2 protein-coding genes are annotated in these 20,939 nt (G+C 68.5%); both read right to left on the bottom strand.

Going from position 1 to position 20,939, the window contains the following annotated elements:
• Positions 1-101: 101 nt before the first annotated feature.
• Positions 102-872, bottom strand: coding sequence for a thioesterase II family protein (locus NRF20_RS39390; RefSeq protein ID WP_398634308.1), 771 nt, complete (start codon positions 870-872; stop codon positions 102-104).
• Positions 872-20,929, bottom strand: coding sequence for an SDR family NAD(P)-dependent oxidoreductase (locus tag NRF20_RS39385; protein WP_413754658.1), 20,058 nt, complete (start codon positions 20,927-20,929; stop codon positions 872-874). Before NRF20_RS39385 ends, NRF20_RS39390 begins: the two co-directional genes overlap by 1 nt.
• Positions 20,930-20,939 lie beyond the last annotated feature (10 nt).

Below are 20,939 nucleotides of genomic sequence, written 5' to 3'. Positions count from 1 at the left end.
CTTGAGCCGCTCGGTCACGTCCCCCGGCCCCCGTCGGCCGTCGAGCACCGTGTCCTACGGTTCGGCGGCCAACGGCGGACGGGGGTGCGGCGGGACGGGGCTCACGACGCGAGTGTCCCGCGTACGAGGTCGATGACCCGCGGCCCCTGGTCGGCCAGGTAGAAATGGCCGCCTGGGAAGGTCTCGACGTCGAACGGACCGGTGGTGTGCTGTGCCCAGGCATGTGCCTCGTCGATCGTCACCTCGGGGTCGTTGTCGCCGACGAGCACGGTGACCGGGCAGTCGAGTACGGGGCCGGGCTCGTACCGGTACGTCTCGACGGCGGTGTAGTCGTTCCGGATGGCCGGCAGGATCAGCTCCAGCATCTCGGGATTCGACAGAACCCCGGCGTTGGGGCCGCCGAGCTGCCGCACCTTGGCGATGATCTCGGCATCGGTCCCCTCGTGGAGCCGCTCGTTCGGCCGCTGCCGGGAAGGCGCCCGCCGCCCGGAGGCGAACAGCCGCACCGGCGCGGGCAGACCCGCCCGCCGCATGCGGAGCGCGACCTCGTACGCGAGCATCGCTCCCATGCTGTGCCCGAACAGCGCCAGCGGCTTGTCGGTCAGCTCCTTGAGCATCTCGAAGATCCGGTCCGCGTAGTCCGGGACGTTGTCGATCCCGGGTTCGAGACGGCGCTCCTGCCGGCCCGGATACTGCACGGCCAGCACCTCCACGTCCGGCGCGAGCGCCCGGGACACGGGCAAGTAGAAGCTCGCCGATCCGCCCGCGTGCGGCAGGCACACCAGTCGCACCGCGCTCTGCGGCGCCGGGGTGAAAACGCTGGTCCACTTCTCGAGTACGGCAGGGCCCATGCCCTCATGATTCAGTTGCATCAACGGCTCCATTTCGCTGCGAGTTTCTCCAACAGTTCGGAGATGACCGTGTGTTCCGCCTCGCTCATCACGATGGCTTCCTCGTCCAACTCGTCGATTTCCTCCAGCAGGGCTTGAATACCGGCCGCGTCGACTTCGGAGGCCGTCAACTCGTCCAGATAGGCGGCCAAGTCGGTCGGGTTGGGATTGTCGAACAGCAGGGTGGCCGGCAGGTCGAGTTCGGTCAGCTCCGACAGTCGATTGCGCAGCCGCATGGCGCCGAGCGAGTCGAATCCCAGATCGAGGAAGGACGAGTCCTCCAGGATGATCCCGGGTTCGGTGATCCCCAGGACGTTCGCCGCCTCCGAGCAGACGAGTTCCAGCGTGGTACGGGGCTCCTCCGCGTAGGAGGGCTCCTCGTACACGTCGGCAGCCGTCACGTCGGCGGCCGTCACGCCCGCAGCGGTCACGCCGGCAGCCTCGGGGGCGGCCGGGGTGAGCCAGTAGGCCTCGTGCTGGAACGGATAGACCGGCAGATCCGTCCTGCGGCCGCCGGCCAGGACCTTCGTCCAGTCGACCGCCGTCCCGCCCGCGTGCAGCTCCGCGACGGCCGTCATCAGACAGACGTCCTCCGCCGATCGCGGGCGCTGGACGGCGTGGAACGCGGCGTCGCCACCGAGACACTCCAGGCCGGCGGACGCGAGCGTGCCCGAAGGCCCGATCTCCACGAACGTGCCCACGCCTCGGCCGGACAGTTCGCGCAGGGCATCGTGGAAGCGGACCGTCTGCCTGACCTGGCGCAGCCAGTACTCCGGCGTGCTCATCTCCGCCGGTTCGACCAGGCGGCCGGTCACGGTGGACACCACAGGCAGCACCGGTGCACGGAACGTCAGCGAGTCCAGCACCTCACGGAACCGGCCGAGACCGGCCTCCACATGGCGGGAGTGGAAAGCGTGCCGGACGTTCAGCGCTCGGGCCTCCCGCCCGGACTCCGTCCACGCGGCCCGGAAGTCCGAAACGGCGTCGGGCGCGCCCGACACGACCACGGACGTCGGACTGTTGACCGCGGCCAGATCCAGCGCGGCCCCCGTGCGGTCGAGGAACTCCCGCGCCTCTTCCTCGCTCGCCCGCAGCGCCACCATGGCTCCTGGCGGCGACAACCGCAGCGCTTGTCCCCGGGCGACGATCAACGTGGTGACGTCTTCGAGCGAGAGCATCCCGGCGCCGTACGCGGCGGCTGCCTCGCCGATCGAGTGCCCGGTGAGGAAGTCGGGGCGTATGCCCCACTCATCCAGCAGCTCGAACAGCGCGACCTCCATCGTGAAGATGCCCGCCTGTGCGTAAAGGGTGTCGTCGACCAGCTCGGCCGTCACCGAGCCGCTCCGGCCAAGGAAGACGTCGGTGAGCGAATGCTCGAGGTGCTTGTCGAACGCGGCGCTCACCAGGTCCCAGGTACGCGCGAAGGCGGGGAACCTCTCGTACAGTCCGCTGCCCATCCCCAGCCGCTGGGTGCCTTGCCCGTCGAACAGGAACGCGACCCGCCCGGCCTTGGCGGTCGCGGTGACGAGTGCGGGCGACGTGCCGCCGTCCGCCAGCTGCGACAGCGCGCGCAGCAGATCCTCGCGGTCCGATCCCACCGCGATGGCCCGGTGCGCAAAGCTCGACCGGGTCGTCGCGAGGGAGTAGCCGATGTCGAGCGGACGCCACCGCGGGGCCTCGACGAGGGCGGCGTGCAGCCGCCCGGCCTGCTCCCGTAGCGCCTTCGGACTACGCGCCGACAGCATCAGCGGGAGCGGCCCGTGCTCGGTGGTCGTCTCCGGCCCGGTCTGCGTGTCCGACCCCGTCGGCGTGTCCGGCCCGGTGGCCGTGTCCGGCCCGGCCGGGTCCCGGTACTGCTCCAGCACGACGTGCGCGTTGGTGCCGCTGATCCCGAACGAGGACACACCGGCCCGGCGCGGCGTGCTGCCGTCCGGCCACGGCCGGCTCTCCGACAGCAGAGCGATGTCCCCCGACGCCCAGTCCACGTGCGGCGACGGCTCGTCCACGTGGAGGGTCCGCGGGAGCAGACCGTGCCGCATCGCCTCCACCATCTTGATCACGCCGAGGACGCCCGAGGCCGCCATGGTGTGGCCAATGTTCGACTTCAGCGAGCCGAGCCACGCGGTTGTCGAGCGGTCCTGCCCGTAGGTCGCCAGGAGGGCTTCCGCCTCGATGGGGTCACCGAGCGTCGTGCCGGTGCCGTGCGCCTCGACGGCGTCCACCTGCGACGCGGTGAGACCGGCGTTGGCCAGCGCCTGCCGGATCACCCGCTGCTGCGAAGCACCGTTGGGCGCGGTCAGCCCGTTCGAGGCACCGTCGGAGTTCACCGCGCTTCCCCGTACGACGGCGAGGACCCGGTGCCCCAGCCGGGTGGCCTCGGAGAGCCGCTCCAACACCAGGACGCCCACGCCCTCGGACCAGCCCGTGCCGTCCGCCGACGCGGAGAACGACTTGCACCGGCCGTCGGGCGCCAGGCCCCGCTGGCGGGAGAACTCCACGAACACGTCGGGTGTGGCCATCACCGAGACCCCGCTCACCAGCGCCAGCGAACACTCGCGCTGCCTCAGTGACTGGCTCGCGAGGTGCAGGGCCACCAGGGAGGAGGAGCAGGCGGTGTCCACGGTGACGGCCGGTCCCTCCAGCCCGAGTGCGTACGTCACCCGTCCGGACAGCAGACTGCTCGAGCCGCCGGTGATCGCATTCGACTGCTGCTCGTTGGCGCTCGCTCCGTACCCTTGCGACGCTCCGCCCACGAAGACACCCACGTTGCTGCCGCGCAGGGACCTCGGATCGATCTGCGCGCGTTCGATCGCCTCCCAGGAGGCCTCCAGCACCAGCCGCTGCTGCGGGTCCATGCCCAGCGCCTCACGCGGGCTGATGCCGAAGAAGGTAGCGTCGAAGTCGGCCGCGCTGTCCAGGAATCCGCCCTGTACGCAGTAGGACGTGTAGCCGGCGTCCGGATCGGGCGAGTAGAGGTTCGCCACATCCCATCCCCGGTTGGTGGGGAAGTCGGAGATCGCGTCCGTACCGGACTCCACGAGGTGCCACAGGCCCTCGGGGGAATCGACCCCGCCCGGAACCCGGCATGCCATCGAAACGATGGCGATCGGTTCGTTCGTCCACGGCTCGTCGGTGGCCGGTTGGTGAACCGCTGCCTCTGCCGCTACCTCCACCGCGGATGCCGCCATCTGCGCTGCGGAGCGCTGCGGCGCCGACACGATACCGACGTCGGCCAGGAGACGCTTGGCCAGATCGTCCGCCGTCGGATGATCGAACGCCGTCGTGGCAGGCAGCCGCAAGCCGGTTTCCGCCACGAGGTGATTGCGCAGCTCGATCGCCGTCAGCGAGTCCATGCCCAGATCCTTGAAGGGCCTGTCCGCCGCGATCGCGTCCGGAGCGCTGTAGCCCAGTACGGACGCCGCGTGTCCCAGTACGAGTTCGAGCATGACGCGGTGCTGTTCGATGCCCGTACGGCCGTTGAGACGATCCTTCAGGAGCTGGGGGCCGACGTCGCGCGCCTTGACCCTGGCCTGTGGACGACGCACCGTCCGGAGCGCACGGAACAGCGGAGGAACGTCGCCCTCCCCCACCGGATCAATGGCGGCGGCGAACAGTACCGAGTCGCCGTGCGAGGACGCCGCGTCGAACAGCCGCATCCCGTGCCCGGCGGAGATGGCCCGCTGGCCCTTGCCGATACGGTCGCGGTCGGTGCCGGTGAGTTTGGCGGTCAGGCCGCTGGAGTCTTCCCACAGACCCCAGGCCAAGGAGAGCGCGGGAAGGCCTTCCGCGCGCCTCTGTTCGGCGAGAGCGTCCAGGAACGCGTTGGCTGCCGCATAGTTGCTCTGCCCAGGGTTGCCTACGATGCCGGCGCCGGCGGAATACAGGACGAACGCCGCCAGGTCGGTGTCGCGGGTCAGCTCGTGCAGATGCCAGGCGGCGTCGGCCTTGGGCCGCAGCACGGTGTCGAACCGTTGCGCGGTGAGGGATTCGACGACACCGTCGTCGGTCGTGCCGGCCGTGTGGATCACTGCGGTCAGGGGGTGTTCCGGCAATATGCCGGCCAGGACCTGAGCCAGCCCGGTCCGGTCCGACACGTCACAGGTCGCGGTGTCGACGTGGGCGCCCAGCTCGGTCAGCTCGCTGATCAGCGTCTCGTCGGGCATGCCACGCGATACGAGCAGCAGCCGGCGGGCGCCCTTGTCGGCTACCAGGTGCCGGGCGAGGATTCCGGCCAGGACGCCCGAGCCGCCGGTGATCAGGACAGTGCCGTCGGGGTCGGGCTGACGGGGGATGGTGAGGACGAGTTTGCCGGTGTGGCGGGCACGGCTCATCCAACTGAACGCGTCGCGGGCATGCCGGATGTCCCAGGCCCGCACCGGCAACGGCCGCAGTACACCCTGCTCGAACAGGGCGAGCAATTCGGTGAAGATCTCCCATAGCCGGTGCGGTCCGGCGCCCATCAGGTCGAATGCCTGGTAGCTGGTGCCGGGCCGTTCGGCGGCGATCCGGTCCGCGTCGCGGATATCGGTCTTGCCCATCTCGATGAACCGGCCGCCGTCGACCAGCAGGTCGAGGGAAGCGTCGATGAATTCGCCGCTGAGCGAGTTCAGCACGACATCGACACCACAGCCCTGTGTGCTGTCCAGGAACGTGCTCCGGAAGTCGGTGGTACGGGAGTCGGCAATCCGCGCGTCGGGCAATCCGGCCTCGTGGAGAACGTACTGTTTGCCGGTGCTCGCGGTCGCGTATACCTGCGCACCGAGATGATGGGCGAGTTGAGTCGCGGCCATGCCCACACCGCCGGCGGCGGCGTGGATCAGTACGGATTCGCCGGCGCTCAGTCCGGCCAGGTCGACCAGCCCGTAGTAGGCGGTGGCGAACACGATCGGAATCGAGGCCGCCGTGGTGAACGACCAGCCCTCGGGTATGGCGGCCAGCAGACGCCGATCCGTGATCGTCACTGGCCCGAAGCCGCCTCCGACAAATCCGAACACCCGGTCTCCCGGGCGCAGGTCGTCCACCTCGGAGCCGACCTCAAGGACGACGCCGGCGGCTTCATTGCCCGCGAGACGGGTGTCGGCGACCACGCCGAGCGCGACGACGACGTCGCGGAAGTTCAGGCCGGCGGCGCGCACGCTCAGTCGTACTTCACCGGGCAGCAGCTGCCTGTCGGCGATGTCGGTGGGGACCAGACCGAGGTCTTGCAGCGTGCCGTTGCGGGACTGTTCCAGAAGCCAGGCCCGTTCCTGCGGAACAGCGAGCGCGCTGTCGGGGCGGGTCAGCCGTGGCGCTTCGATCCGGCCGGCCTCGATCCGCAGGCGGGGTTCGTCGAGCCCGGCGGTCGCGGCGAGTTGTTCCAAGGTGAGGTCGGCGTCGTCGCTTTCCACGAGGATGAATCGGCCGGGGTGTTCGGACTGGGTGGAGCGCATCAGGCCCGACACCGCGGCCCCGGCCAGATCTGTACCGGTCCGCACGACCAGGGTGCTGTCGCTGAAACGTTCCCCGGACAGCCACTGCTGAACGGCCTGCAACGTTCGACCGGTCAGCGTGCGGGTCTGCGTCAGCGGGTCGTCGGTGGTGTCGGCGAGCGCGGTGCATACGACCACGTCCGGCACCGGCACGTCATCGTCGTCTGTCAGGTCTTCGAACCAGGCTGCGGTGAGGTTGTTGTTCGGCTCTACGGCCGGGAGTTCGGTCCACGTCACGGCGTAGAGGTCGTCGGTGCCGGCGGTGCCGAGTGTGTCGGCGGTTACCGATCGGGTGACCAGCGAGCCGATGACGGCGACCGGTCGGCCGGTGGTGTCGGTGGCGCGTACGTTCCAGCCGTCCGCTGCCGGTGTCACCGCGACGCGCAGCATGGCAGCGCCGGTGGCGTGGAACTGAACTTGGCTCCAGGAGAACGGTAGCTGCACTTCCTGTCCGGTGTCGCCCGCGTTCAGGACGCAGGTGTGCAGGGCGGCGTCCAGTAGTGCGGGGTGCAGGGTGAATCGTGCCGCGTCCTGGGCCTGGTCCTCGGCCAGAACAACCTCGGCGTAGACGGTGTCCCGGTCACGCCAGGCGGCTTGCAGGCCTTGGAAGGCGGGTCCGTATTCGTAGCCGGTGGCTGCCAGGTCGTCGTAGAAGGTGGTGACGTCGATCGGTTCCGCGTCTACCGGCGGCCACACGGGGAACTCGGGCATCGAGAGGGTGTCGACGGCGGGGCTGATGGTGGCGGTGACGTGCCGGGTCCAGGCGTCGCTGTGGTCTGTCTGGGAGTACACGGTTACCGGTCGATGTCCGTCGCTGTCGGCCTCACCGACGGTCACGGACAGTTGTACGCCGCCAGCCGGGTCCAGCAACAGCGGGGTCTCGATCACCAGCTCGTCGACAACCTCGCAATCGGCCTCGGCGGCGGCTTGGGCCACAAGTTCCACGAATCCGGTACCGGGCAGGAGGACGGTGCCGCGCACGGCGTGGTCGGCCAGCCAAGCATGGGTGGCCAGCGATACCCGGCCGGTCAGCACCACACCGTCGGAGCCCGGCAACGCCACGACCGTACCCAGCAGCGGATGACCGTCACCGGCGAGCCGGGCCGGGCTCCCCGAGGTCCAGTAGCGCTGGTGCTGGAAGGCGTAGGTGGGCAGGTCCAGCACCGGTGTGGTGGTGGTGCCCACAACTGCTGGCCAGTGGATGTTCACGCCGTGGATGTGGGCTTCGGCGAGGGCGGTGAGTATCTGCTGGGGGGTGTCGTTGTCGCGGCGTAGCGTGGCGACGGTGGTGGCGTCCATGGCGGGTGTCAGTGTCGGGCTGGCGCTGACCTCGACAAACACCGTCTCGCCCATGTTCTGGAGCAAGTCTACGGCGGGGTGGAAGCTGACCGGTTCCCGCAGGTTGCGGTACCAGTAGTCGGAGTCCAGGGGTTGTTCGACCCAGGTGCCGTCAACGGTCGACAGCCACGGCACCACTGGTACCTGTGAGTCGGTGGTGCTGAGGATGTCGAGCAGCTCGGTACGGATCTCCTCGACCTGCGGACTGTGCGAGGCGTAGTCCACGGTGATCCGCCGGACCCGCGCCCCCTGCCCTTCATGGACGGCCAGCACACGGTCCACGGCCTGGGAAGTGCCCGCGATGACGGTAGCGGCCAGACCGTTGCAGGCCGCGACCACCGCCCCGTCACTCAGCGCGATCTCGTCCGCAGGCAGCGCGATGGACGCCATGGCACCCTGCCCCGCCAGACGGTGGGCGATCAGCTTGCTGCGCAGTGCCACGATCCGGGCCGCGTCCCGCAGGGTGACTGCTCCGGCGACGCAGGCAGCGGCGATCTCCCCCTGGGAGTGACCGATCACCGCGTCGGGACTGACACCGGCCTCCTGCCACACAGCGGCGAGCGACACCATGACCGCCCAGCACGCCGGCTGAAGCACATCAACCCGGTCAACCACCGAGGGATCATCCAGAACAGTGAGCAGATCCCAGTCCACGAACTCACTCAACGCGGCCGCACACTCGGCCAACCGGCCGGCGAACACCGCCGACGTCTCCCGCAGGCCACTGCCCATCCCCAGCCACTGCCAGCCCTGCCCCGGGAACACAAACACCACCCGCGGACCAGACACCGCAGCGCCGGGCCCAGTGCCGGTACCGGTGACCGTGTCGTCACCCAACAGGACAGCGCGGTGCTCAAACACCGACCGCGTCCCGGCCAGCGTCGACGCCACCGCCCGCACATCCACCCCAGGCGCAGCAGCCAGGTAAGCACGCAGCCGGCCCTCGAACTCAACAAGAGCCGAAGGGGACTTCGCCGAGATCACCAGCGGCACCAGATCCGAGGCCACGACCGGTGCCGGAGTCTCCTCGGTCTCCACCACCGGCAGATCCGGGTCCGGTGCGCTCTCCAAAATGACGTGCGCGTTCGTGCCACTGATCCCGAACGACGACACACCCACCCGACGCGCCCGCTCCATCACCGGCCACGGCTGGTTCTCCGTCACCAGCTCCACCGCGCCGGCGGTCCAGTCCACATGCCGCGACGGTGAATCCACATGCAACGTGCGCGGCACAACACCGTGCTGCAACGCCATCACCATCTTGATGACACCCGACACACCCGCAGCCGCATGCGTATGACCGATGTTCGACTTCAACGAACCCAGCAGAACAGGCTGTTCACGGTCCTGACCATAAGTCGCGAGAACCGCCTGGGCCTCGATCGGATCACCCAACCTCGTACCCGTGCCGTGCGCCTCGACCACATCCACATCAGCACTCGACAGACCGGCGTTGTCCAGCGCTTGTCGGATCACTCGCTGCTGCGACGGACCGTTCGGCGCGGTCAGGCCGTTGGAAGCGCCGTCCTGGTTGACCGCCGAACCTCGCACCACCGCCAACACCTGGTGGCCCTTGGCCCGAGCATCCGACAGACGCTCCACCACCAGCACACCGACGCCCTCGGAGAAGCCCATACCGTCTGCGGCGTCGGAGAATGCCTTGCTGCGGCCGTCGGCCGCGAGGCCACGCTGCCGGGAGATCTCCACCAAACCGTACGGCGTGGCCAGCACGGTCGTACCGCCGACGAGGGCGAGTGAGCACTCGCCCTGCCGCAGTGCGGAACTCGCCTGGTGCAGAGCGACCAGCGAAGACGAACACGCCGTGTCCACCGTCATCGCCGGACCCTCAAGCCCGAAGAGATACGACACTCGGCCGGACAGCACACTTCCCGCACCGGCGGTCATACCAAATCCGCCGAGATCGGCACCGGCGCCGTACCCACTACCGAAGGCGCCCATGAACACGCCGGTGTCACTGCCCCGCATCGAACTCGGGTCGATACCGGCTCGTTCGAACGCTTCCCACGAGGTTTCCAGCACCAGCCGCTGCTGGGGGTCCATGGCCTGCGCCTCGCGTGGGCTGATCCCGAAGAACGAGGCGTCGAACTCGGCGATGCCGTCCAGGAAGTAGCCCTGGACGCAGTACGTTTTGCCGGGTGCGTCGGGGTCCGGGTCGTACAGGTTGTCCAGGTCCCAGCCGCGGTCGGTGGGGAAGTCGGAGATCGCGTCCGTGCCTGACTCGACCAGCCGCCACAGGTCCTCCGGTGAGGACACTCCGCCGGGCAGGCGGCAGGCCATGCCGACGATCGCCAGGGGTTCGTCCGTGACCGCCCGCATTGGGGTTTTCGCGTGACGTGATGTTGCGGAACCCGCTCCGACGAGGAGGTCGTCGAGGTGGGTGGCCAGTGCGGTCGGGTTGGGGTAGTCGAACACTGTTGTGGTCGGCAGGCGTAGTCCGGTGGCTTTTGCCAGGCTGTTGCGTACCTGCACGGCGGTCAGTGAGTCCAGGCCGAGATCCCGGAATGCGGTATTCACCGCGATGTCACGGGCATCGGCGTGGCCGAGGACCTTGGCCGCGCTGTCACGTACCACCTTGAGCAGGGCCTGCTTGCGCTCTTCGGGTGCCAGGCCGGCGAGCCACTGTGCCGACGACGCTCCACCGGCGGCAGTGCGCCGTGTGGCCTTGGGGTACAGCGTGCGCAGCAGGGCGGGTACGTCGCCGTCCCGGACCGGGGTCATTGGGGCGGCCAGCACAAGCGACTCGCCGGAGCGTGTCGCGGTGTCGAACAGCCCCATCCCCTGCTCGGCGGAGAGAGCCCGCGCACCACCACGGTGAAGTCGGTCCTGGTCGGTGTCGGTCAGCTTCGCGGTCAGGCCGCTGACGTCTTCCCACAGGCCCCAGGCCAGGGAGAGTGCGGGCAGGCCTTCGGCGCGGCGCTGAATGGCGAGGGCGTCGAGGAAGGCGTTGGCCGCCGCGTAGTTGCCCTGTCCGGCGTTGCCGGTTATGCCGGCGGCGGAGGAGTAGAGGATGAACGCGGCCAGATCCATGTCACGGGTGAGTTCGTGCAGGTGCCAGGCAGCGTCGGCCTTGGGCCGCAGCACGGTGTCGAACCGTTGTGGAGTCAGGGACTCCACCACACCGTCATCAATCACGCCTGCGGTGTGGATCACCGCTGTCAGCGGATGCTCCGACGCCACACCCGCGAGGGCCTGGGCCACTGCGGCACGATCGGAGACATCACACGCCGTCACCGCGACCTGGGCACCCAGCTCGGTCAACTCACTGACCAGCGCTTCGCTCGGAGCACTACGCGACACCAACAGCAGATGGCGGACTTGCTTGTCGGTTACCAGGTGGCGGGCGATGATGCCGGCCAGGACTCCCGAGCCGCCGGTGATGAGGACTGTGCCGTCGGGGTCCCAGACCGTCTCTTCAGCCGGGGCGGGTGCTGGGGTGGTGGTGCGGGTCAGTCGTGGTGCTTCGTAGCGGTTGCCGTTGATGCGCAGGCGGGGTTCGTCGAGCCCGGCGGTCGCGGCCAACTGCTTCATGGTGAGGTCGGCGTCGTCGCTTTCCACGAGGATGAATCGGCCGGGGTGTTCGGACTGGGTGGAGCGCATCAGGCCCGACACCGCGGCCCCGGCCAGATCCGTACCCGTCCGCACGACCAACGTGCTGTCGTTGAAGCGTTCCTCGGTGAGCCATTGCTGGACGGCCTGCAACACCCGACCGGTCAGCGTGCGGGTGTGCGTCAGCGGGTCGTTGCTGGTGTCGGTGAGGGCGGTGCATACGACCACGTCCGGCACCGGCACGTCATCGGTGTCTGTGAGGTCTTCGAAGCGGGCTGTGGTGAGGCTGTTGTTCTGCTCTGGAGTGGGGAGTGGGGTCCAGGTGACGGAGAGCAGGCCGCTGGTGGCGGTGGTGGTGGGTTCGTGGACGGGGACGGGGCGCAGGGTCAGGGCGCGGGCGGACAGGACGGGAAGCCCCGTGCTGTCCGTAGCCCTGACGGACAAGGTGCCGTCACCGTTCGGGGTGAGTTGTATGCGGAGTTGGGTGGCGTTGCCGGCGTGCAGGGCCACGTCGTTCCAGACGGCGGCGCTCTCACCGGCGAGGCTGAGAGCGGTACTCATCAGGGTGGGGTGCAGGGTGTATTTGTCGGTGTCCTGGAGGTCCTCCAGAACGGTTTCGGTGAACAGTTCACCGCCTCGGCGCCATGCCGGTATTGCCGCTTCCACGGGTACGGCACCGGCCGGCGGCCACTCCTGCTCAGCCCGCCAACCCGGAGTGACGGGTGTGGTGGCGGTGGCAAGGGTGGCGGTGGCAAGGCGGGTCCAGGGCTCGCCTTCGTCGTAGCGGGCGTGGATACTCAGCCGGCGCTTGCCGTTCTCGTCGGGTTCGCTCACCCAGGTCTGCATCTGGGCAGTGTCGTCCGTCATCCGCAGCAGTGCGTCCACGGTCAGTTCCTCGACCAGATCGGCCCCGACCTCGTCCCCCGCGGCCAGGGCCATCTCCGCGAAAGCCGCCACCGGCAGGACTGCCTGGTCCCGCAGCCACAGCTCACCGAGCGCCGAAACCCCTGACGTGAACAGCACACCACTGGCCTCGGCCAGCCGCACCGCCGACCCCAGCAACGGATGCCCCTCACCCACCGACCGCCCACCACTGACCGCCCAATACCGCTGACGCTCAAACGCATACGTCGGCAGGTCCAGCACCCGCACCTCGGTAGCACCCACAACTGCTGGCCAGTGGATGTTCACGCCGTGGATGTGGGCTTCGGCGAGGGCGGTGAGTATCTGCTGGGGGGTGTCGTTGTCGCGGCGTAGCGTGGCGACGGTGGTGGCGTCCATGGCGGGTGTCAGTGTCGGGCTGGCGCTGACCTCGACAAACACCGTCTCGCCCATGTTCTGGAGCAAGTCTACGGCGGGGTGGAAGCTGACCGGTTCCCGCAGGTTGCGGTACCAGTAGTCGGAGTCCAGGGGTTGTTCGACCCAGGTGCCGTCAACGGTCGACAGCCACGGCACCACTGGTACCTGTGAGTCGGTGGTGCTGAGGATGTCGAGCAGCTCGGTACGGATCTCCTCGACCTGCGGACTGTGCGAGGCGTAGTCCACGGTGATCCGCCGGACCCGCGCCCCCTGCCCCTCATGGACGGCCAGCACACGGTCCACGGCCTGGGAAGTGCCCGCGATGACGGTAGCGGCCAGACCGTTGCAGGCCGCGACCACCGCCCCGTCACTCAGCGCGATCTCGTCCGCAGGCAGCGCGATGGACGCCATGGCACCCTGCCCCGCCAGACGGTGGGCGATCAGCTTGCTGCGCAGTGCCACGATCCGGGCCGCGTCCCGCAGGGTGACTGCTCCGGCGACGCAGGCAGCGGCGATCTCCCCCTGGGAGTGACCGATCACCGCGTCGGGACTGACACCGGCCTCCTGCCACACAGCGGCGAGCGACACCATGACCGCCCAGCACGCCGGCTGAAGCACATCAACCCGGTCAACCACCGAGGGATCATCCAGAACAGTGAGCAGATCCCAGTCCACGAACTCACTCAACGCGGCCGCACACTCGGCCAACCGGCCGGCGAACACCGCCGACGTCTCCCGCAGGCCACTGCCCATCCCCAGCCACTGCCAGCCCTGCCCCGGGAACACAAACACCACCCGCGGACCAGACACCGCAGCGCCGGGCCCAGTGCCGGTACCGGTGACCGTGTCGTCACCCAACAGGACAGCGCGGTGCTCGAACACCGACCGCGTCCCGGCCAGCGTCGACGCCACCGCCCGCACATCCACCCCAGGCGCAGCAGCCAGGTAAGCACGCAGCCGGCCCTCGAACTCAACAAGAGCCGAAGGGGACTTCGCCGAGATCACCAGCGGCACCAGATCCGAGGCCACGACCGGTGCCGGAGTCTCCTCGGTCTCCACCAACGGCAGGTCCGGTGCGCTTTCGAGGATGACGTGCGCGTTCGTGCCACTGATCCCGAACGACGACACACCCACCCGACGCGCCCGCTCCATCACCGGCCACGGCTGGTTCTCCGTGACCAGCTCCACCGCGCCGGCGGTCCAGTCCACATGCCGCGACGGTGAATCCACATGCAACGTGCGCGGCACAACACCGTGCTGCAACGCCATCACCATCTTGATGACACCCGACACACCCGCAGCCGCCTGTGTATGACCGATGTTCGACTTCAACGAACCCAAAAGCAGCGGCTGTTCACGGTCCTGACCATAAGTCGCGAGAACCGCCTGGGCCTCGATCGGATCACCCAACCTCGTACCCGTGCCGTGCGCCTCGACCGCGTCGACCTCGTCCGGTGCCAGACCGGCATTGGCCAGCGCGGATCGGATCACCCGCTGCTGCGACGGACCGTTCGGCGCCGACAGACCGTTCGACGCGCCATCCTGGTTGACCGCCGAACCACGCACCACCGCCAATACCCGATGCCCCTTGGCCCGAGCATCCGACAGGCGCTCAACCACAAGGACACCGACACCCTCGGAGAACCCCGCACCATCCGCCGCGTCAGCGAACGCCTTGCTACGCCCATCAGCCGCCAGACCACGCTGCCGCGCGAACTCCGCGAAGGTGAGGGGCGTGCTCATCACGGTTACGCCACCGACCAACGCCAGCGAACACTCGCCCTGCCGCAGGGCATATCCCGCCTGGTGCAAGGCGACGAGCGACGACGAACACGCCGTGTCCACCGTCATCGCCGGACCCTCAAGCCCGAAAAAGTACGACACCCGGCCCGACAGCACACTCACCGCGGCCGAGGTCGCACCGAACGCGCCAAAATCGGCACCGGTGCCGTACCCACTGCTGAAGGCGCCCATGAACACGCCGGTGTCACTGCCCCGCATCGCACCCGGGTCGATGCCGGCCCGCTCGAACGCCTCCCAGGAGGCTTCCAGCACCAGCCGCTGCTGCGGGTCCATGGCCAGCGCCTCACGCGGGCTGATCCCGAAGAACGACGCATCGAACTCGGCGGCCCGGTCCAGGAATCCACCTTGCACGCGGTAACCCTTACCAGACGCGTCCTGGTCCGAGTCGTACAGGTTCTCGATGTCCCAGCCGCGATCGGTCGGGAAGTCGGAGATCGCGTCCGTGCCCGACTCGACCAGCCGCCACAAGTCCTCCGGTGAGGACACTCCGCCGGGCAGGCGACACGCCATACCCACAATCGCCAACGGCTCATCCGTGACCACCCGCACCGGAGCTTTCACGTCACGCGCCGGTGCGGAATCCGCCCCGATGAGCAGCTCGTCGAGCCGGGTGGCCAGCGTGGTCGGGTTCGGGTAGTCGAACACCATCGTGGCCGGCAATCGCAGGCCCGTGCTCTTGCCCAGGCTGTTGCGCAGCTCTACGGCGGTCAGTGAATCCAGACCCAGGTCCTTGAACGCGGCAGTCACGGGCACCGTGTCAGTACCGGCGTGACCGAGCACCGCCGCGGCGCTGTCACGTACCACCTTGAGCAGGGCCTGCTTGCGCTCCTCGGGTGCCAGGCCGGCGAGCCACTGCACCGACGACGCTCCACCGGCGGAAGCCCGCCGGGCAACCGTGCGGTGCAACGAACGCAGCAGGGCGGGAACTTCGCCGTCGCCGTCCCGGGCCGGGGTCATCGGAGCAGCGAGCAGGAGGGACTCCCCCTGCCGGATCGCGGTGTCGTACATCCGCATTCCGTGCTCGGCGGTAATCGTCTGCGCACCGCCGCGGCGCAGCCGGTCACGATCGGTGCCGGTCAGCTTCGCGGTCAGCGCACTGGTGTCCTCCCACAGACCCCAGGCCAGGGAGAGTGCGGGCAGGCCCTCGGCACGGCGCTGATCGGCGAGCGCGTCCAGGAACGCGTTGGCCGCCGCATAGTTGCCCTGCCCCGGAGTGCCCATGACACCAGCAGCCGAGGAATACAGGACGAACGCGGCCAGATCCATGTCACGGGTGAGTTCGTGCAGGTGCCAGGCACCATCGCCCTTGGCCCGCAACACCACGTCCAACCGCTGCGGAGTCAGCGACTCCACCACACCGTCATCCAGTGCACCTGCGGTGTGGATCACCGCGGTCAACGGATGCTCCGACGGCACTCCCGCAAGGACCTGCGCCACCGCGGCACGATCGGACACATCACACGCCGCCACCGCGACCTCAGCACCCAGCCCGGACAACTCACTGACCAGCGCTTCACTCGGAGCACTACGCGACACCAACAGCAGACGACGGGCCTGGTACTCGGTGACCACGTGACGGGCGACGATACCCGCCAGAACCCCCGAACCACCGGTGATCAGCACCGTGCCGTCGCGGTCGATCCGCTGGGGGATGGTGAGGACGAGTTTGCCGGTGTGGCGGGCGCGGCTCATCCAGCTGAACACTTCGCGGGCCTGGCGGATGTCCCAGGCTTGTACCGGCAGCGGGTTGAGGACGCCTTGGTCGAACAGGGCGAGGAGTTCGGTGAGGATCTCGCGCAAACGGTTGGGGCCGGCATCCAGAAGGTCGAACGCCTGATAGGTGGTGCCGGGCCGTTCGGCGGCGATCCGGTCCGCGTCACGGATGTCGGTCTTGCCCATTTCGACGAACCGGCCGCCGTGCACCAGCAGCTCGAGTGAGGCGTCGACGAATTCACCGCTGAGCGAGTTCAGGACCACATCGACACCGCGACTGCCGGTGCTGTCCAGGAATGCGTCCCGGAACTCGGTGGTGCGGGAGTTGGCGATCCGGTCGTCGTCGATTCCGGCGGCACGCAACAGGTGCTGTTTGCCGTTGCTCGCGGTCGCGTAGATGTGTGCGCCGAGGTGGTGGGCGAGTTGGGTCGCGGCCATGCCTACGCCACCTGCGGCGGCGTGGATCAGTACGGATTCGCCGGCGCTCAGTCCGGCCAGGTCGACCAATCCGTAGTAGGCGGTGGCGAAAATGACAGGGACGGATGCCGCTGTGGTGAAGGACCAGTCCTCGGGCATCACGGCCAGCAGCCGACGATCGGCGATCGCGACCGGCCCGAACCCGCCACTCACCACACCGAAGACCCGATCACCCGGGCTCAGGTCGTCCACTTCGGGGCCGACCTCAAGGACGACCCCCGCGGCTTCGCCGCCCATCACGGCGTCACCGGGATACTTGCCCAACGCGATCAGAACATCGCGGAAGTTCAGACCGGCGGCGCGTACGTCCACACGTACTTGACCGGGTTGCAAGGGCCTTTCTGCGCTATCGGTGGGAACCAGGGAGAGGTCTTGAAGTGTTCTGCTGCGAGGCTTGTCAAGCACCCACGCGCGGTCTTCCAGAACCGCGAGCGAGGTATCCCTTCGGATCAGTCGTGGTACCTCGTAGCGGTCGCCGTTGATGCGCAGCCGAGGCTCGTCCAGTCCGGCGGTCGCGGCCAGTTGCTCCGGACTGAGGTCGGCGTCGTCGCTTTCCACGAGGATGAATCGGCCGGGGTGTTCGGACTGGGTGGAGCGCATCAGGCCCGACACCGCAGCCCCGGCCAGATCCGTACCCGTCCGCACGACGAGAGTGCTGTCGCTGAAACGCTCACCAGCTAGCCACTGCTGAACGGTCTGCAACACCTGGGCGGTCAGCGTGCGGGTGTGCGTCAGCGGGTCGTCGGTGGTGTCGGTGAGGGCGGTGCATACGACCACGTCCGGCACTGGCATGTCGTCGTCTTCTGTGAGGTCTTCGAACCGGCCGATCGTCACATCGGTGTGCTCGGGCGCCGGGATCTCGCTCCAGGTCAGGGCGAGCAGGTCGCTGGCGCTGGTGCCGAGTGTGTCGGCGGTTACGGGCCGGGTGGTCAGGGCGCCGATGGTGGCTACCGGTCGGCCGGTGTCGTCAGCGACACGTACGTTCCAGCCGTCCGCTGCCGGTGTCAGCATCACGCGCAGCATCGCCGGGCTGGTGGCGTGGAACTGAACCTGGCTCCAGGAGAACGGCAGCCGTACCTCCTGCCCGGTGCCGGACTCGCGTAGGACACTGGCATGCAGGGCGGCGTCCAGTAGTGCGGGGTGCAGGGTGAATCGTGCCGCGTCCTGGGCCTGGTCCTCGGCCAGAACAACCTCGGCGTAGACGGTGTCCCGGTCACGCCAGGCGGCTTGCAGGCCTTGGAAGGCGGGTCCGTATTCGTAGCCGGTGGCTGCCAGGTCGTCGTAGAAGGTGGTGACGTCGATCGGTTCCGCGTCTACCGGCGGCCACACGGGGAACTCGGGCATCGAGAGGGTGTCGACGGCGGGGCTGATGGTGGCGGTGACGTGCCGGGTCCAGGCGTCGCTGTGGTCTGTCTGGGAGTACACGGTTACCGGTCGATGTCCGTCGCTGTCGGCCTCACCGACGGTCACGGACAGTTGTACGCCGCCAGCCGGGTCCAGCAACAGCGGGGTCTCGATCACCAGCTCGTCGACAACCTCGCAATCGGCCTCGGCGGCGGCTTGGGCCACAAGTTCCACGAATCCGGTACCGGGCAGGAGGACGGTGCCGCGCACGGCGTGGTCGGCCAGCCAAGCATGGGTGGCCAGCGATACCCGGCCGGTCAGCACCACACCGTCGGAGCCCGGCAACGCCACGACCGTACCCAGCAGCGGATGACCGTCACCGGCGAGCCGGGCCGGGCTCCCCGAGGTCCAGTAGCGCTGGTGCTGGAAGGCGTAGGTGGGCAGGTCCAGCACCGGTGTGGTGGTGGTGCCCACAACTGCTGGCCAGTGGATGTTCACGCCGTGGATGTGGGCTTCGGCGAGGGCGGTGAGTATCTGCTGGGGGGTGTCGTTGTCGCGGCGTAGCGTGGCGACGGTGGTGGCGTCCATGGCGGGTGTCAGTGTCGGGCTGGCGCTGACCTCGACAAACACCGTCTCGCCCATGTTCTGGAGCAAGTCTACGGCGGGGTGGAAGCTGACCGGTTCCCGCAGGTTGCGGTACCAGTAGTCGGAGTCCAGGGGTTGTTCGACCCAGGTGCCGTCAACGGTCGACAGCCACGGCACCACTGGTACCTGTGAGTCGGTGGTGCTGAGGATGTCGAGCAGCTCGGTACGGATCTCCTCGACCTGCGGACTGTGCGAGGCGTAGTCCACGGTGATCCGCCGGACCCGCGCCCCCTGCCCTTCATGGACGGCCAGCACACGGTCCACGGCCTGGGAAGTGCCCGCGATGACGGTAGCGGCCAGACCGTTGCAGGCCGCGACCACCGCCCCGTCACTCAGCGCGATCTCGTCCGCAGGCAGCGCGATGGACGCCATGGCACCCTGCCCCGCCAGACGGTGGGCGATCAGCTTGCTGCGCAGTGCCACGATCCGGGCCGCGTCCCGCAGGGTGACTGCTCCGGCGACGCAGGCAGCGGCGATCTCCCCCTGGGAGTGACCGATCACCGCGTCGGGACTGACACCGGCCTCCTGCCACACAGCGGCGAGCGACACCATGACCGCCCAGCACGCCGGCTGAAGCACATCAACCCGGTCAACCACCGAGGGATCATCCAGAACAGTGAGCAGATCCCAGTCCACGAACTCACTCAACGCGGCCGCACACTCGGCCAACCGGCCGGCGAACACCGCCGACGTCTCCCGCAGGCCACTGCCCATCCCCAGCCACTGCCAGCCCTGCCCCGGGAACACAAACACCACCCGCGGACCAGACACCGCAGCGCCGGGCCCAGTGCCGGTACCGGTGACCGTGTCGTCACCCAACAGGACAGCGCGGTGCTCGAACACCGACCGCGTCCCGGCCAGCGTCGACGCCACCGCCCGCACATCCACCCCAGGCGCAGCAGCCAGGTAAGCACGCAGCCGGCCCTCGAACTCAACAAGAGCCGAAGGGGACTTCGCCGAGATCACCAGCGGCACCAGATCCGAGGCCACGACCGGTGCCGGAGTCTCCTCGGTCTCCACCAACGGCAGGTCCGGGTCCGGTGCGCTCTCCAAAATGACGTGCGCGTTCGTGCCACTGATCCCGAACGACGACACACCCACCCGACGCGCCCGCTCCATCACCGGCCACGGCTGGTTCTCCGTGACCAGCTCCACCGCGCCGGCGGTCCAGTCCACATGCCGCGACGGTGAATCCACATGCAACGTGCGCGGCACAACACCGTGCTGCAACGCCATCACCATCTTGATGACACCCGACACACCCGCAGCCGCCTGCGCGTGACCGATGTTCGACTTCAACGAACCCAGCAGAACGGGCTGTTCACGGTCTTGACCATAGGTGGCGATGAGGGCTTGGGCTTCGATCGGGTCACCGAGCGTCGTACCTGTGCCGTGCGCCTCGACCACATCCACATCAGCACTCGACAGACCGGCGTTGTCCAGCGCTTGTCGGATCACTCGCTGCTGCGACGGACCGTTCGGCGCGGTCAGGCCGTTGGAAGCGCCGTCCTGGTTGACCGCCGAACCTCGCACCACCGCCAATACCTGGTGGCCCTTGGCCTGAGCATCCGACAGGCGCTCCACCACGAGCACCCCGACGCCCTCGGCCCAGCCCGCACCATCCGCCGCGTCAGCGAACGCCTTGCTACGCCCGTCAACCGCCAGACCGCGCTGCCGTGCGAACTCCACAAACGTCTGTGTCGTGGCCATGACGGTCACGCCGCCGACCAACGCCAGCGAGCACTCGCCCTGCCGGAGCGAATAGGCGGCCTGGTGCAAGGCGACGAGCGACGACGAACACGCCGTGTCCACCGTCATCGCCGGACCCTCAAGCCCGAACAGATACGAGATTCGGCCGGACAGCACACTTCCCGCACCGGCGGTGGCGCCAAATCCACCAAGGTCGGCACCCGCTCCGTACCCGTTGGCCATGGCACCCATGAACACACCGGTGTGGCTGCCCCGCATCGCACCCGGGTCGATACCAGCGCGCTCGAACGCTTCCCACGATGTTTCCAGCACCAGCCGCTGCTGGGGGTCCATCGCCTGCGCCTCGCGCGGGCTGATCCCGAAGAACGCCGCGTCGAACCCCGCCGCGTCCAGGAAACCACCCTGCGCGCTGTAAGCCTCACCCTCACCAGGCGTATCGGAATCCGGGTCGTACAGGTTGTCCAGGTCCCAGCCGCGGTCGGTGGGGAAGTCGGAGATCGCGTCCGTACCCGACTCGACCAGCCGCCACAGATCCTCCGGCGACGACACCCCACCCGGCAGCCGACACGCCATACCCACAATCGCCAACGGCTGGTTGCCGGCCTCGGTGCTTGCTTGCAGTTTGGCGCGGGTCGTGTGCAGCTCGGCAGTCGTCCAGCGGAGATACTCGACCAGTTTGTCTTGA

Origin of the sequence: Streptomyces sp. R-74717 (genome assembly GCF_047305335.1) — a bacterium.
Taxonomy (GTDB): Bacteria; Actinomycetota; Actinomycetes; order Streptomycetales; family Streptomycetaceae; genus Streptomyces; species Streptomyces atratus.
This window is presented reverse-complemented; position numbering and strand designations above follow the sequence as displayed.

What these genes read in the sequence shown, in the direction of transcription:
- NRF20_RS39390 (WP_398634308.1), bottom strand. Translation starts at nt 872, where the DNA reads ATGCAACTGAATCATGAGGGCATGGGCCCTGCCGTACTCGAGAAGTGG.